Raw genomic sequence first — 15,083 nt, 5'->3', positions numbered from 1 at the left:
TCACAGACTCCCAAGCTGCGCCGGCAGGCCATGCTGCAGGCGGTCGAGGAACAGGGTGGCGGCGAGCAGATCGGCAGCGCCGCCAGGCGAGGCGCGTAGGCGCAGCATGTCGCGTTCGAGGTCGCGCAAATGGCGACGGCCGTCGAGGCTGGCGCAGCCGCCGGCAGCGAGCACCGCGCGGGCACCGCTCTGCATGCTGACCAGCCCGGCCATACCGGCGCGATAGAGCACGCAGGTGTCGGCCAGCTGGGTCATGATCGCCAGCAGCGCATCGAGGCGAGCGTTCTGCTCCCCTGCCCCGGCGGCGCGGCTGCGCGCCAGTTGCGGCAGCGCCTGCTGGATCACCGCAGGGAAGCCAAGCTGCGCCTCCTCGCGAGCGCCATGCACACCGTACAGACGGCAAACCTGCGCGCCATGGCTGTCGCCAGTCATGGGAGCAGCGCGGTCGTTGAGCAAGGCCAGGCGTGCGGCGCGCAGGGCGACCTGTGCCGGAGCCAACTCGCTGGCATCCAGCGCGGCAGCGGCGCTAAGCAGACCCAGCGCCCAGATCGCACCACGGTGAGTGTTGACACCACCGGTGACGCGCAACATCTCCACCTCACCTTCGCGGCCAATATGGCCGACCGCTTCACGCAGATGCAGGTCGATCGCGCCGCGTTGCTGCGCGGCCTCGGCCATGGCCTTGAAGCTGGGCCACAGCGCCAGCGCCGAGGCGTGCATCAGACCCAGGTGCAGGTCGGTGTGCGCGCCGCTGCCGCGACGGTCGACAAGCCCCGGCTTGGGCGACAGGTCGGCCTCGTCGATCAGGGCGTCAACGGCGAGGTCGGCCAGCCAATCCCCTAATGAAAGCTGGGGCTGAATTGCAGTCAGTGCATTCATCACCAGCTCCTGAATTTAGCGGGCGGGTTGTACAGGCCGCCCGACCACTCGACCAGCTCGGCGATGCTCTTGGCCGCGAGCAGTTCGCGACTGGCGTCGGTGCGACGGATACCGAGGTCTTCGGGCAGGGCGATCAGCCCTTCGCGGCGCATGCGCGCGGTTTCTTTCGGGTCATGACGCAGGCCGATGGCGGTGACGCCGGCGACCGCGGCGATCATCGCCTGACGCTCTTCCACCGTGCGCGCCTTGTACAGGTAGGCAATGCCTTCCTCGGTGAGCAGGTGGGTGACGTCGTCGCCGTAGATCATGATCGGTGCCAGCGGCATGCCGACCTTCTTCGCCACATCTACCGCATCGAGCTGCTCGACGAAGGTGGGTTTGCCGCCTTCCTGGAAGGTCTCGACCATCTGCACCACCAGTTTCTTGCCACGTTCGAGCAGCGGCGCTTCGCTGTCGCCAGGGCGCATGTCCAGCCAAGCGGGCGTCGAATGACGCCGGCCGCGCGGGTCATGGCCCATGTTCGGCGCGCCGCCGAAACCGGCCAGGCGGCCACGGGTGACGGTGGAAGAATGGCCATCGCCGTCCACTTGCAGCGTGGCGCCGATAAACAGGTCGACCGCGTACTGTCCGGCCAGCTGGCACATCATGCGGTTGGAGCGCATCGAGCCGTCGCGGCCGGTGAAGAACACGTCCGGGCGCTGGGCGATGTAGTTCTCCATGCCGAGTTCGGTGCCGAAGCAGTGCACGCTCTCGACCCAGCCGGTCTCGATGGCCGGGATCAGCGTCGGGTGCGGGTTGAGCGTCCAGTTGCGGCAGATCTTACCCTTCAGGCCCAGCGATTCACCGTAGGTCGGCAGGATCAGCTCGATGGCGGCGGTGTTGAAGCCGATGCCATGGTTAAGCGACTGCACGTTGTGTTTCTCGTAGATGCCGCGGATCGCCATCATCGCCATCAGCACGTGCACCGGCTTGATGTGGCGCGGGTCGCGGGTGAACAGCGGCTCGATGTAGAAGGGCTTGTCCGCCACCACCACGAAGTCGACCCAGGACGCGGGGATGTCCACGCGCGGCAGCTCGTCGACGATCTCGTTGACCTGGAAGATCACGATGCCGTCGCTGAACGCCGTGGGCTCGACCAGCGCCGGGGTGTCCTCGGTGCTCGGGCCGGTATAGATGTTGCCGTGGCGGTCGGCCTGGAAGCCGGCGACCAGTGCGACATTGGGGATCAGATCCACCAGCAGGCGCGAGTACAGCTCGATGTAGGTGTGAATGGCGCCGACTTCCATCTGCCCGTCTTCGAGCAACTGGCCGATGCGCAGGCTCTGCGGCCCGGCGAAGGAAAAGTCGAGCTTGCGCGCGATGCCACGCTCGAACAGGTCGAGGTGCTCGGCACGGCTGACGCTGGGCATGATCATGTGCAGGTCATGCAGGCGGCTTGGATCGGCCTGGGCCAGCGAGCGGGAGAGGAAGTCCGCCTGCTTCTGGTTGTTGCCCTCGAGCACCACACGATCACCGGGGGCGATCAGCGCTTCGAGCGCGTCGACGATCTTGTCGCTGGGCAGTACCACGCCATCGGCGAGGGTGCGCACCTGGTCGAGTCGCCGGGCTTTTTCAGCGCGACGACGCGACCACTGCGGCGGTGGGGATATTGTTGTTGTCATTGAAGACTCCACGAGTTCCGCTGTCGTGGAGGCACATTAGAAGCGTGACCCTCGGGTCATCAATCAAGCAGCTCGCGCTATCGTTACGCTCAGGTTAACGATTGCTCAAGCGCGGGCGTCAGCGGCATCATCCTGCGTCGAACGAGCGGGCGTCCTGGCCACCTCCAGCCGATCACGGCCGCGTTGCTTGGCCTGGTAGAGCAGCTTGTCGACGCTGTTGAGGAAGTCCAACGGGCGGTCGTGGGCACCCGGCACGATGGTGCCCACGCCCAGGCTGATGGTGAGCAGCGACGACACGGCGGAGCGCTCGTGAGGAATGCGCTGCTGGCGCACCTGCTGACGGCAGCGCTCGGCAATATGCAGGGCGGCGGCTTCGTCGGTCTCCGGCAGCACCAGCACGAATTCCTCGCCCCCGAAGCGGCCGACGAAATCCCGTGGCCGGCTGGCCGCGCGGCTCAGCGCCTGGCCGACACTCTTCAGGCAGTCATCACCCTGGATATGGCCGTAGTGGTCGTTGAACTGCTTGAAGTGGTCGATATCCAGCAGGATCAGCGACAGCGGCTGCTGGGTGCGCTGGGCATTGGCCCATTCGCTGGCCAGCACCGTGTCGAACATGCGCCGGTTGGCGACGCCGGTCAGGCCGTCCTTGTAGGAGTATTCCTCCAGCTGCTTCTGCAGGGTCAGCAACTGTTCCTCGGTCTTCTTGCGCTCGCTGATGTCGAACATGAAACCGATCAGCGAATCCACCTCGCCGTAGTCATCGCGTATCACATGCACCACATCGCGAATCCACACGTAATCGCCGGCAGCGGTCAGTGCGCGGTAGTCGGCTTCGTGATCGACGCCGTTCTGCGACTGCGAGATGCAGAATTCCACCACCTTCTCGCGGTCGTCCGGGTGCATACGCATCGCCCAGTCCTCGGCGCTGACCCAGCTCGCCTGCGACCAGCCCAGCAGGCTTTCGATCTGCGGGCCGATGTAGGCGAAGGTCATGGTCTTCCAGTCGATCTTCCAGGGAATCGCCCGGGTGGACTCCAGCAGGGTCTTGTACACCGCCTGATCAGTTACTTCGCTCATGCCCGCCACCTCTGCCCGACTTGCGCTTGGTTATAGCGCAAAAGCGGGCGATCAAGGTGGCGACCTGGCGAATGGCTATCAGGACTCGCTGGCTTTCAGACCGGCGTACAGGCGGGTCAGCTCGTTGAGCTGGCGGAACAGCGAGTCGGTGCTGACGGTGATCACGGTCGGCACGAAGTCCTGCGAGGCGTGCAGGTCGATACCCTTGAGGGTGAAGCCCCAGTGGGCGCGGGCGCGGCGTTGGGCGTTGGCGATCTCTTCGTTCGGCGTGCCGGCCGACTCCAGTTCCTTGAGGATGGTCTCGAAATCGCTCACCGACTTGTCCAGCTTGGCGTCCAGGTCAGGTGCCTGCACGCGCCAGGTCTTGGCCATGTAGAGCATGGCGATGCGCTGGGTCTGCACACGCGCCCAACCGGTGCGGTTGACGGACGCGCCCATGGCCCCCAGGTGGTTGGCCATCAGGTCGGTCACGTTCTGCGTCTGCTGCAGCAGTTGCTCGCTGGTGGCGAGCATTTCCGCGGCCTTGGCCTGCTCCGGCTTGGCTTCCAATTGCTGGCGGTAGGTCGCCCATGTGCCGTCGATCTTGCCCAGCGCCGCCTTGATCTCGGCATTGGGTGCGTAGGCGGTCAGCGCCTTGTGGCTGGCATCGAAACGCTCGATGGTTTCCTGCAGCTGACGCTGGGCGGTGTCCACACGCACGTCAGCACCGAGCATCAGGTAGTTCTTGGCCATGCGCTGGGTCAGCGAACGCTGCAGACCGGCCATGTTCATGGCTTCGGAATCGGACAGCTGCGCCAGGCTGGGCACGCTGACCAGCATGGTGCAGGCAAGCAGGAGGAGAGTCAGGTACTTCTTCAACACGTCGGTACTCCAAAATTCGAGAACAAGGCAATGCACCGGAGCGCGCGCTACCGGTAACGGGTTGAACCCTTGAATACGGGGTTTTTATTGGAATGCGGGGGGCAGATTCGAAGGGCGTGAGGCCCGGATGCTGCGGAAAAGGGCGCGATGATAGCTGCTAAAACGCCATCATTCTGTGCGACCAGTCATGAAGCGGACGACTGGTCGCCAGCGCGGCCCGAACCGAATAAAAAAGCCGCCAGTCGCCATGAAACAAGGGGGAGGGCGACTGACGGCTGAGGAGTCGAAATCTCAGCGATCAGGACAACAGGCTGACCACGCTGGAACGGCTGATATTGGCTTGCGCCACCACGGTCTGGGTCACCGCTGCATAGCTGCTGGGGCTGCGCTGCATCAGGTTGAATACCTCGCCGGCGAAGTCGCGCGCCCACTCGCGCTCGTTCTGCTCGGCATGGCGGGCAAGAAACTCGCGGATTTCTTCCTGGCGGTGGCTGAGCTGCTCGCGCAGCGCACCGATCTTGTCCAGCGCGGCCACCACCTCGTCCAGTGCCCGGCGCAGTTCACGGGCTCCGTCCAGGCGTGCCGCCTCGGGCAGGCGCAGCAGTTGCTCCTCCTGGCTGGCCAATGGTGCCGCATTCTTCTGCGCCAGCTTGCCCTCGCCCTGCACGCGCAGCTCGCCCTTGAGTTGCTGCCATTCGCTTTCACGGGCGCTGAACTTGAGCGCACCACCGTTATCGACCTCGGCACGAATACCTGCCGGGCCGAGGCCGGCATTAAAGCGGCGGAGAATCTGCTGCTCGCTCATGCCCTCGTCGAGCACTACGGCCAGCGGTTCGGCCAGCTTGCGTCCGGCGCTGAACAGCAGGGTTTCCTTGCCGGCCTGCTGTACCGCGGCGATGGAGTCCAGGCCCTGCAGGCTGAAGCGGCTGCGCACCGGCTCGTTGAGGCGCAGCTTGAAGCTGGCGTCCAGCGCCTCGCCGGAACGCTGGCCGCGCTCGGCGAGCAGCTTGCGCACCTGTTCCAGCTCACGCTTGAGACCGTCACGCTCGCCGGCCTGGGCATTGCTCAGCTCGCGGCCGAGGCTGAGCTTGAGCTGCCCCAGACGCCCGGCCAATTCGCCCAGGTAGCTGTCGGCGGCCTGCATCGAGGTCAGCTGCTGGTTGAGCTGCAGGTTGAAGGTGGCGCTCTTGCCGCACGCCTGAACCTGCGCCTGCTCATTGCTCGGCACCGACTTGCGCACACGCTGCGGCGCCTGCTCGCCCTGCACGGGGCGGCGCGCCTGGGGGTCGAGAACCGTAACGACCGGTAGCTGTTTATCGACCTTGATCACCAACGCCACTCCTTACAGCAGGCTGAACAACGACATCTGGTTGATCTTCAGATAGGTCTTCTGCGTCGCGCCCAGCGCCAGCTGGTAGTCGTTCAGGTCGATGGTGGCGCCAGCGTAGTCGAGGCGCGACAGCTCGCCTTCGATCTTCTGGTTGACCAGCGAAACGTCCTCGTTGCTGTCGTTCAGCAGGGTCAGGGCGTTCTGCCGCCCACCGAGCTCGGTAATCGAGCCGAGCACGCGACCGTGGGTCTCGTCGAGGGCATCGAGGGTTGTGGTGATCTGCTGGCGCACGGCCGGATCGGTGACGTCCAGCGCCGGGTCCTGCAGGGTGTTGATCAGGTCACGCAGCTGGTTGAGCATGCCCACGCCGGCACCGTAGACGCTGGCGGCGGTAACGTTCTCGTCGACCAGCACGCCGTTGGCCACGGCGGCCTGACGGTGCTTGTCGTTGCCGGTGAGGCTGTAGGTCTGGGTCGCGGCATCGAAGCTCAGCGCCGGGGTGTCGCTGAGGGTGCCGGAGAACAGGTAGCGGCCCTCTTCGTCGCGCACGTTGGCGAAGCTGAAGATGGTGTCTTCGATGATCGACAGCTCGCCGGCCATGGCGGACAGGTCTTCGCTGGTGTTGGAGCCGTTGGCCGCCCACAGCAGCAGATCGCGCACGTTGAGCATGGCGTCGGAGCTGGACTTGAGGTTGGCCTCCTGGGTCGACAGGCTGCCGGAGACGTTGGCGATGTTCTTGCGGAACTGCTCCAGGCTCGCTTCCTCACGTTGCACGCGCAGCACCCGTACGCTGGCGATGGGATCGTCCGACGGCAGCAGGATGCGCTTGCCGGTGGCCATCTGCTGCATCAGCTTGCCCAACTCGGCGGAACTGGCGCTCATCGAGTTGTGCATCATCGAGGTGATCTGCGAGTTGGTGATGCGCATCATGGCTGAATCTCTCTGAAACCGCGTCAGAACGCGGAAAGCATGTCGTCGAACAACTGGTTGGCGGTGCTGATCACTTTCATGTTGGCCTGGTAAGCCTGCTGATAGGTCATCAGGTTGACTGCCTCTTCATCCAGGCTGACGGCGCTGACGCTATCGCGCTGCGATTGGGCCTGCTGAGTCACGGCAGTGGCGGACTTGAGGTCGGCCTGGTTCTGCCGGCTGTCGCTGGCGACCTGGCCGAGCAGGCCGGCATAAGCGTCGTTGAGGGTGACCTGGCTGCCACCCAGGGTAATGGGCTGGTTCTTCAGGTCGAGCAGATCGAGCAGCACTTCGTTGTTGCCGGTCTCGCCCGCTGCCGAGGAAAACGCCAGTTGCTCGGCGCTCAACGGCTGCACGCGCAGCAGTGCGGTGGTACTGGTGGGGTCGTAGACGAACAGCGGTTGACCGGGGTTGCCAGCTAAGTCGAAGCCGGTGGCGAGCACATCGTTGACCATCTGCGCCAGCTGGCTGGCCATGTCGTGCAGGGCCTCCTGGTTCGGCCGCAGGCTGTTGTACTCGACGTCATAGAGGCCGCCGAAGGCGCCGCCAAAACCATCCTGACGCAGCGGGAAACTGGTACCGGCAAAGGCCAGGCTGACCTCCTGTTCACCGGTCGCGGTCATCGCCACCTTGAGTTGACCCGCTGTGGGACCAGCCACCAGCGGCTGGCCGTTGGACAGGGCGACACTGACCGAGCCATCCGGTACTTCGTTGATGCGCAGCTTGGCGAACTGGCTGAGCTGGCCGATCAGGCTTTCACGGTGATCGCGCAGCGCGGTGCTGTCACCCTTGACCGACTCGGTCTCGACGATCTTCTTGTTCAGCAGCGCGATGTTCTCGGTCAGGCCATTGATCTCGGTGGCCATGGCCGTGCGCTGCTCCTGCAGCGCCTTGACCTGCGCATCGATGTTGCTGCTCAGGCCGTTGAAGCGCTGCGCCAGGTTACCGGCCTCACTGATGATCTGCTGACGCAGGGCGATGGAGCCGGGCGTGGCGCTGGCTTCGCTGAGCGCGGCGAAGAACTGGTCGAGGCCGGCGCTGATGCTCGAACCGGTACCCGACATCAGCGCTTCCAGCGCGGTCAGGTACTGCTGCGAAGCACCGTAGAAGTTCTGCTCGGTGGTCGCGCGCCACAGCTGCTGGTTGTGGAATTCGTTGGTCATGCGGCGGATGCTGATTACCTCGACGCCGCCGCCGACGCTCAGGCCGCCCTGCCCGGCCAGCGACCCGGTGATGGTCTGCAGGCGGCTGAAGCCCGGTGTTTTGACGTTGGCGATGTTCTGCCCGGTGGTGGCCAGGCCCACCTGGCTGGCACGCACACCGCTGTAGGCGATCTGGTTGAGGATGCTCACGAATCAGGACTCCTGACGCTCGAAGCGCATGGGCTGAGCGAAGGCCGCCAGACGCGGGGTACGGGCGTCGTCGGCAGCGAATTGGGCTGTTACTGAAGACAGGGCGACGGAATCCTCGGCGGACTTAAATTCGTCACGCGCCAATACCTGTTTGCCTGCGACCGCACCGAGCAACAGGCCGCTGTCGGCACTCAGGGCGCTGGCCAGTTGCTGACGGGTCTGCGCGCTGAGCGAGGTCTGCTGCACCTCGTCCTTGGCCGGCGCTTCGCGGCTGGCCAGATCACCGAGAATCTTGCGCGTGTAATCGCGAGTTTCCTGGAAGGGAATGCGCTCGATCCAGGCACCCGTGCCGATCTCGCCGCTGCGCGGGTCGCCATTGACCTTCAGCCACTCGTCGACGCGCCCGGGGCCGGCGTTGTAGGCCGCCAGCGCCAGGGCCTGGTGGCCGTCGTAACGCTGCAGCATCTTGTCCAGGTAGGCGCTGCCGAGACGCTTGTTGTAGCTGGCATCGCTGGTCAGGCGCGCCTCATCGAACGGCAGACCGAGTTCGGCGGCCATCTCCCGCGCGGTGTCCGGCATCAGTTGCATCAGGCCACGGGCGCCCTTGGGCGACACGGCATCGACGCGCCCGGCCGACTCCTGCTGGATGACCTTGTCGACCAAGGCGAGAAAGCCCGCCGAGCCCTTGTCCCAGACCTTGCCCAGACCATCGACGCCACGCTGCCAGGTCGCCCGCAGCGGCTCCAGCAGGCTGCTGCCGGAGCGCTGCGGCAGCTCGGCCGACTGCGCAGCCAGCGCCGCGCCCTGCAGATCCGGCGCCTCACCCGCGCGCCCGGACAGCTGCTTGACCAGCATGTCGGCGATACCAGTCTGCTTGCGTCCGGCCAGGGTCTCGGCCAACACCTCGTCGTAGAAGTCGCGCATGGTGTCCATCTCACGACTGCGCATCGGGTTGCCTTCGGCGAGCACGTCGCTGGCCTTGCGCATCTGCTTGAGGATCTGCTGCAGGAACAAGGCCTCGAACTGCTCGGCCGCGGCCTGCAACTGCTGTTCGCGGGCGGTGCCGATGCCGTCGGCGCTGCCGCGGTGGCTGTTCATGTGTTGGGCGAGGGAAACGATGCTCATGGCTCAGATCACGATCAGTTCGGCATTGAGGGCACCGGCCTGCTCCAGCGCCTGGAGGATGCTCATGACATCGTCCGGGGTGGCGCCGAGGCTGTTCACGGTGTTGATGATGCTGTCCAGGCTGGCGCCATCGGGCCACTTGAACATGGCGTTCTTGTCCTGGCTGACGGCGACGTCGGAACGCGGCACCACAGCGGTCTGGCCACCGGAGAAGGCGTTAGGCTGGCTGACCTGCGGGTTCTCGCTGATGGTCACGGTAAGCGTGCCATGGGCCACCGCAGCGGCCTTCACACGCACGCCCTGACCGACCACCACGGTGCCGGTGCGGCTGTTGAATACCACGCGTGGCCGTTCGCGGCCCTCTTCCACCTCCAGGCCTTCGAGCATGGCCATGAAGCCGATGCGCTGGGTGCTGGTGATCGGCGCGCGAATGGAAATCTTGGTCGAGTTCAGGGCACTGGCGGTGCCGCTGCCGAAGCGGCCGTTGACCGCCTCTACCACCTTGGCAGCGGTCTGGAAGCTGGGCTGGCGCAGGTTGAGCATGACCTCGTCACGCGTACTGAAATCGCTGGGAATCATGCGCTCGACAGTGGCGCCATTGGGCACGCGGCCGCTGTTGGCGGAGTTGATCGCCACGCTGGAGCCGCTCTGCCCGGTGGCATTCAGGCCGCCAACGACGATGGCGCCCTGGGCCAGGGCATAGGTTTCACCGTCGACGCCTTGCAGCGGCGTCATCAGCAACTGGCCGCCGCGCAGGCTCTTGGCATCGCCCAACGACGCGACGGTGATGTCCACGGTCTGCCCCGGGCTGTAGGACGGCGGAATTTCCGCGGTCACGGTCACCGCCGCGACGTTCTTCAGCTTGGGGTCGACATTCGGCGGCAGGTTGATGCCAAACTGCTTGATCATGTTGGCCACCGACTGGCTGGTGAAGCGCACCTGGTTCTTGTCACCAGTGCCGTCCAGGCCAACCACCAGGCCATAGCCGATCAGCTGGTTGCCGCGAATGCCTTCGATATCCACCAGATCCATCAGCGGCACGGCCTTGGTCGACAGCGGCCAGGTCAGGAGCAGGGCGACGAGTGAGCGTTTGATCATGATCCAGGCCTCAGAGCGGGAACAGCGGGCTGGTGAAGAAGCGCGTCAGCCAACCCGCCGAGTTGCTGTCACTGAGCACACCGCGACCGGCGTAGGAAATCCGCGCGTTGGCCACGTTCTGCGAGGACACCTGATTGGCGCGGTTGATGTCGTCCATGCGCACCAAGCCGACCAGGCGGATGTACTCGTCACCCTGGTTCAGGCGCAGAGCCTTCTCGCCCTTGATCAGCAGGGTGCCGTTGGGCAGCACCTGGTGCACGGTCACGGCGATGGAGCCACGCAGGGTGTTCTGCTGCGAACTGCGCGCCGAACCGTTGAAGTCGCGCTCGGCCTCGGCGGAGCTTTCCAGACGGTCGTAGGTCTTGCCCAGCACGGTGGGGATGCCGATGGCGGCGCTGGAGGTCTTGCCGAAGCTGGTGCCGGCGCTCTTGCTCGACTGGGTCGACTCGTCGAGCACCACGGTGAGGATGTCGCCGACCCGCACCGCGCGCTTGTCGCCGATCAACGAGCCGCTGTAACCACTGCGAAACAGCCCGCCACCGGTGCTTGGCGGCACGCTGTAGTCAAGTTGCAAGGGTTCGTAATGACTCGAGTCTTCGTCGGGCAGCATCTCGTTGAAGCTGGCACAACCACCCAGAGTCAGCAGCAGAGCGAGCGGGATCAGGCGCTTCATGGCGGTCACACGGTCTGGTTGAGGAACTGCTGCATGCCCGACGCGGCGTCGAGCACCTTGGCGTTGGCCTCGTAGGCGCGCTGGATGGAGATCATCGCCACCATGGCCTCGACCACCTGCACGTTGGAGCCTTCCAGCACGCCCTGCTTGAGGTTGCCCAGGCCCTCTTCGCCCGGTACGCCTTCGACCGGCTCGCCGCTGGCCACGGTCTCGCGGTAGAGGTTGCCGCCAAGGGCTTCGAGGCCACCCGGGTTGGTGAAGTTGACCAGGGTGATCTGACCCAGCTCGGACGGCAGGCTGTCGCCAGCCAGCACGGCGGTGACGATGCCGTCGCTGCCCACGGTGAAGCGGCTGCTGCCGGCCGGCACTTCGATGGCCGGGGTCAGCGGCAGGCCCTGGGAATTGACGATCATGCCCTCGGCATTGAGCTGCAACTGGCCGTTCTCGGTGTAGTAGATGTCGCCGTTGGGCGCCTCTACCTGGAAGAAACCGGCGCCGACAATGGCCAGATCCATCGGCTGGCCGGTGGTCTGGATACTGCCTTCGGTGAACACCTTCTGCGTACCGGCCACGCGTACCCCGCTGCCGAGCTGGATGCCCGACGGCACGGTGTTGACCTCGTCAGCCTGCGCGCCCGGCTGTTTCTCGATGGCGTAGAACAGATCCTCGAACACCACGCGGTCGCTCTTGAAGCCGTTGGTGTTGACGTTGGCCAGATTGTTGGCCACGGCGCTCATGGCCTTGTCCTGGGCGGCCAGGCCGGTCTTGCTGACCCAAAGTGCGGAACTCATGTGCTGTCTCCTTGGTACTGGTAGCCCGGATGCAATCCGGGGAAATGGTTCCCGGATTACATCCGGGCTACTCGTCGTGTTCGGTCACCCGTAGGGTGGGCCGGGCGGCGATCCGCGCTGGTAGGTAGGGTGGGCTTCAGCCCACCATTTCAGAGCAACCAGGTGGGCTGAAGCCCACCCTACGTCCAGCCCCATCAACTACCGCGAATCATCCGGTTGCCGGCTTCGGACAGGTCCTCGGCGGCCTTCATCATCTTCACCTGGGTCTCGAACAGGCGGTTCAAGCTCATGGTCGCCACCAGCTGATCGATGGCGCCGACGTTGCTCGCCTCCAGGTAACCGGAGACCAGCACCGGTATTTCCATGTCCTCGGCCGGTTGCCCGTCGGTGCGCGTCAGCAGGCCGCTGGCGTCCTTGCTCAGATCGGCAGCATCGACATCCACCACGCGGATGCGATCGACCTCGGCGGTGACGAAATCGCCGCGCGGGATCACCGACACGGTGCCGTCACGGCCGATGTGCAGGCTGTCGTACTCGGGCAGCACGATGGGGCCACCCTCGCCCATCACGGCGCGACCGTTGAGGGTCAGGCGCAACTCGGCATCGACCTGCAGCGCACCGTTGCGGGTGTAGCGCTCGGCGCCGTCATCACCTTCGACAGCGAACAGTCCACGGCCCTGGATCGCCACGTCGAGGTCGCGACCGGTGGCCATCAGCTCGCCGGGCGCCAGGTTGACGCCGTTGTTCTTCACGCGCGCCAGGTGCCGGCTGTCGTAGCCGTAGCCTTCCACAGCGACGGCCTGGGCCTGCTCCAGATCGGCCCGGAAGCCGGGCGTGTTGACGTTGGCCAGGTTGTTGGCACGCACCGTGAGCGAGCTCATGGTGCGGCTGGCGGCGGTCATTGCGGTGTAGCCGAGACGGTCCATGGGTCAGCCTCAGATCGCGCCGAACAGCACTTGGGTGAGTTCTTTGTTGGTGGTCAGCACCTTGGTGTTGGCCTGGTAGTTGCGCTGGCCCTCCATCAGGCCGACCAGTTGTTGCGTCAGGTCGACGTTGGAGTTCTCCAGCGAGCCGGCCACCAGCGCGCCGAACGGGCCAACACCGGGCACACCGATCAGCGCGGCGCCGGAGTCGGCGGTCTCAACCCAGGCAGTACCGCTGATGTTCTTCAGGCCGCCGGCATTGGCGAAGGTGGCCAGCGCCACCTGGCCCTGAAGCATGCGCTGGCCGTTGCTGTAGTTGGCGTAAACCATGCCGTCCTTCTCCACCGACAGGCCGGTCTGCTCACCCGCCGCATAGCCGCTGGCACGATTGGTGGTGACGACGAAGTCGGAGCCGTACTGGCTGGAATTGCTGTAGTCGATGGCGATCGCCATCGGGTCGACACCCGGCAGGGCGAAGCCGACGTTGACCGGGCCGGCCGGCGTGGCCAGCGAGCCGTTGGTGCCGAAGGTCAGCGCCTGCGGGCCACCGACGGCGGTGTTGCCCTGGTAGTAGTAGGCATCCCAGGTGTTGTCGCCGGTCTTCACGAAGTACTGGGTGAGGGTGTGTTCCTTGCCCTGGGAGTCGAACACCTTGGTGGTGTAGGTGGAGTTGTAGGTGTTCACGTCCGCCGGGTCGAACGGCGCGGTGGCCGGTACGGTCTGGTTGGAATCCAGGTTCATGACGAAGGCCAGGGTGTCGGTGGCGCGCGCCGGCAGGTTGGCGTTCTGCAGTTGCAGATCGCCCATGGCGCCGACCAGCAGGTTGCCCGCCGCATCCACCGGGTAGCCCTGCAGGGTCTGCCCAGCCGCGTTGACGATGTTGTTGTTCTTGTCGGCGCCGAACACGCCGGCGCGGGTGTAGCTCAGGTCGCCATTGGTGTCGCGGGTGACGAAGAAGCCGCCGCCGGAGATGGCCAGATCCAGGCTACGCCCGGTAGTGACCAGAGAGCCGCCCTGGCTGATGCTCTGGGTGGTGGCCAGCACTTCCACGCCCATCGCCTGGCTATCGGCGTAGATGCTGCCGAACTCGGTACGCGAGGACTTGAAGCCGGTGGTGCCGGCGTTGGCGATGTTGTGGCTGATGGTGTTGAGCTGTTCGTTAACGGCGCTGAGGCCGGTCATGGCGATGTTGAAACTCATGGCGACTGGACCTTTGAATTGAGCGAAGGGGAAGGTTCAGAGCAGACCGGCGGTCTGCGTCTGGCCGAATTCGGTGATGTTGTAGAAGGGCACGGAGCCGACGCCGATGACTTCCAGCACCGGCCCCTCGGCGCTGACGCGCACCTGGGTGACGCGACCCGCCACCTCGACCTTGGGGTACTCGCCGCTGTCGCTCTTGACCTCGACCTTGTAACTGCCCGGTGCCAGCCCCAGCGCCTTAGGATCCAGTTCGAAAGGCACGCGACCCGGCGCCTGGGTGCCGAGGTCGATTTCCTTCTTCACACCGTTGCTGTCGGTGACCACCAACGCCAGCTTGCCGGCGGCATGCTCCAGGTTGATCTCGCCCTTGACCTTGTCCACGCCCAGCTCCAGCTGCTCGGTGGCGACCTTCACTTCCTGGCCGACCAAGCCGGCGGCGGTGAGGGTCTGCAGGTTGTCCAGCAGCACCAGATTGCTCTTGCTCAGCGAGGCCATGTTTTCCAGGCTCTTGACCTGGCTCATGGCGGCGAACTGATTGAGGAACTCGGTGCTGTCCACCGGCTTGGTCGGATCCTGGTTCTGGATCTGCGCGACCATCAGGGTGAGGAAGTTGTTTTCCAGCTGGGTCGCGTCACTGACGTTGACCGACTGCTTCACCGCCTCATCGATGCTGTAGGCGGAAGTGTTCTGGCTGTTGTTGCTGACCGCGGCCATCAGGATTCTCCGAGCTTGAGCAGACCTTGCTGCATGCTTTTCAGGCGGTTGAGCACTTCGACGCTGGTCTCGAAGCTGCGGGTGGCCGACATCATGTCGGTCATCTCTTCGATCTGGTCGATGTCGGCGTAGAACACGTAGCCCTGGTCGTCGGCCAGCGGGTTGTCCGGCTCGTAACGGCGCACCGGCTCGCGCCCGGCACTGACCACATCGAGCACCTGCACATGGGCACCGCCCATGCCGGCGCTGCGGGTCAGCTGGTCGTTGTTGTAGACGGCAGCGAACACCGGCTTGCGCGCCTGGTACACATCCTCGGCGCTGGCTGCGGCCGAGTCGGCGTTGGCCAGGTTGCTGGCCACGGTGTTGAGGCGCACGGTCTGCGCGTTCATCGACGAACCGGCGATGCGGTAGATGGAATCGAAAGCCATGA

General features: G+C 65.1%; 15 protein-coding genes. All 15 read right to left on the bottom strand.

What is annotated here, in order from left to right; genetic code table 11:
- The 15 genes from HS968_RS01125 to flgC all read right to left on the bottom strand — a co-directional run bounded on the left by HS968_RS01125 (nucleotide 1) and on the right by flgC (nucleotide 15,081).
- Complete coding sequence (locus HS968_RS01125) at nucleotides 1–879, bottom strand: triphosphoribosyl-dephospho-CoA synthase (protein ID WP_182369779.1); 879 nt, start codon at nucleotides 877–879, stop codon at nucleotides 1–3.
- Nucleotides 879–2,540, bottom strand: a complete 1,662-nt coding sequence (gene mdcA / locus HS968_RS01120; RefSeq protein ID WP_182369777.1) for a malonate decarboxylase subunit alpha — start codon at nucleotides 2,538–2,540, stop codon at nucleotides 879–881. The genes HS968_RS01125 and mdcA overlap by 1 nt, the downstream gene beginning before the upstream one ends.
- Before the next feature lie 105 nt (nucleotides 2,541–2,645).
- Entirely contained in the window at nucleotides 2,646–3,617 is a 972-nt protein-coding gene (locus tag HS968_RS01115; RefSeq protein ID WP_182369775.1) for a sensor domain-containing diguanylate cyclase, read from the bottom strand.
- Between the two features lie 78 nt (nucleotides 3,618–3,695).
- Nucleotides 3,696–4,478: a type IV pili methyl-accepting chemotaxis transducer N-terminal domain-containing protein gene (locus tag HS968_RS01110; protein ID WP_182369773.1), complete on the bottom strand. Its 783-nt coding sequence runs from the start codon at nucleotides 4,476–4,478 to the stop codon at nucleotides 3,696–3,698.
- Between the two features lie 298 nt (nucleotides 4,479–4,776).
- Nucleotides 4,777–5,805 (bottom strand): hypothetical protein, encoded by a 1,029-nt coding sequence (locus tag HS968_RS01105; protein ID WP_182371559.1) that lies wholly within the window; start codon nucleotides 5,803–5,805, stop codon nucleotides 4,777–4,779.
- Nucleotides 5,806–5,820: 15 nt separating this feature from the next.
- Nucleotides 5,821–6,735: a flagellar hook-associated protein FlgL gene (flgL, locus tag HS968_RS01100; protein ID WP_182371558.1), complete on the bottom strand. Its 915-nt coding sequence runs from the start codon at nucleotides 6,733–6,735 to the stop codon at nucleotides 5,821–5,823.
- A gap of 26 nt (nucleotides 6,736–6,761) precedes the next feature.
- Nucleotides 6,762–8,129, bottom strand: coding sequence for a flagellar hook-associated protein FlgK (flgK, locus tag HS968_RS01095; RefSeq protein ID WP_182369771.1), 1,368 nt, complete (start codon nucleotides 8,127–8,129; stop codon nucleotides 6,762–6,764).
- Nucleotides 8,130–8,132: 3 nt separating this feature from the next.
- Nucleotides 8,133–9,254: a lytic transglycosylase domain-containing protein gene (locus tag HS968_RS01090; protein WP_182369769.1), complete on the bottom strand. Its 1,122-nt coding sequence runs from the start codon at nucleotides 9,252–9,254 to the stop codon at nucleotides 8,133–8,135.
- A gap of 3 nt (nucleotides 9,255–9,257) precedes the next feature.
- Complete coding sequence (locus tag HS968_RS01085; RefSeq protein WP_106737750.1) at nucleotides 9,258–10,352, bottom strand: flagellar basal body P-ring protein FlgI; 1,095 nt, start codon at nucleotides 10,350–10,352, stop codon at nucleotides 9,258–9,260.
- 10 nt (nucleotides 10,353–10,362) lie between these two features.
- Complete coding sequence (gene flgH / locus HS968_RS01080; protein ID WP_106737751.1) at nucleotides 10,363–11,025, bottom strand: flagellar basal body L-ring protein FlgH; 663 nt, start codon at nucleotides 11,023–11,025, stop codon at nucleotides 10,363–10,365.
- A 5-nt stretch (nucleotides 11,026–11,030) separates the two neighbouring features.
- Nucleotides 11,031–11,816 carry a flagellar basal-body rod protein FlgG gene (gene flgG, locus HS968_RS01075; RefSeq protein ID WP_119692428.1) on the bottom strand — a complete coding sequence of 262 codons (786 nt, stop codon included), beginning with the start codon at nucleotides 11,814–11,816 and terminating at the stop codon, nucleotides 11,031–11,033.
- 194 nt (nucleotides 11,817–12,010) lie between these two features.
- Entirely contained in the window at nucleotides 12,011–12,742 is a 732-nt protein-coding gene (locus HS968_RS01070) for a flagellar basal body rod protein FlgF (protein WP_182369767.1), read from the bottom strand.
- Nucleotides 12,743–12,751: 9 nt separating this feature from the next.
- Complete coding sequence (flgE, locus tag HS968_RS01065) at nucleotides 12,752–13,939, bottom strand: flagellar hook protein FlgE (protein ID WP_119692429.1); 1,188 nt, start codon at nucleotides 13,937–13,939, stop codon at nucleotides 12,752–12,754.
- A 36-nt stretch (nucleotides 13,940–13,975) separates the two neighbouring features.
- Nucleotides 13,976–14,653 (bottom strand): flagellar hook assembly protein FlgD, encoded by a 678-nt coding sequence (gene flgD / locus HS968_RS01060; RefSeq protein WP_119692430.1) that lies wholly within the window; start codon nucleotides 14,651–14,653, stop codon nucleotides 13,976–13,978.
- A complete protein-coding gene (flgC, locus tag HS968_RS01055; RefSeq protein WP_106737756.1) occupies nucleotides 14,653–15,081 on the bottom strand; it encodes a flagellar basal body rod protein FlgC in 429 nt (142 codons plus the stop codon). The genes flgD and flgC overlap by 1 nt, the downstream gene beginning before the upstream one ends.
- Nucleotides 15,082–15,083: the final 2 nt, after the last annotated feature.

The organism is Pseudomonas berkeleyensis (genome assembly GCF_014109765.1).
Taxonomy (GTDB): domain Bacteria; phylum Pseudomonadota; class Gammaproteobacteria; order Pseudomonadales; family Pseudomonadaceae; genus Aquipseudomonas; species Aquipseudomonas berkeleyensis.
Note: the sequence above shows the minus strand (reverse complement) of the source record. Positions and strands in the feature narration are given on the sequence as shown.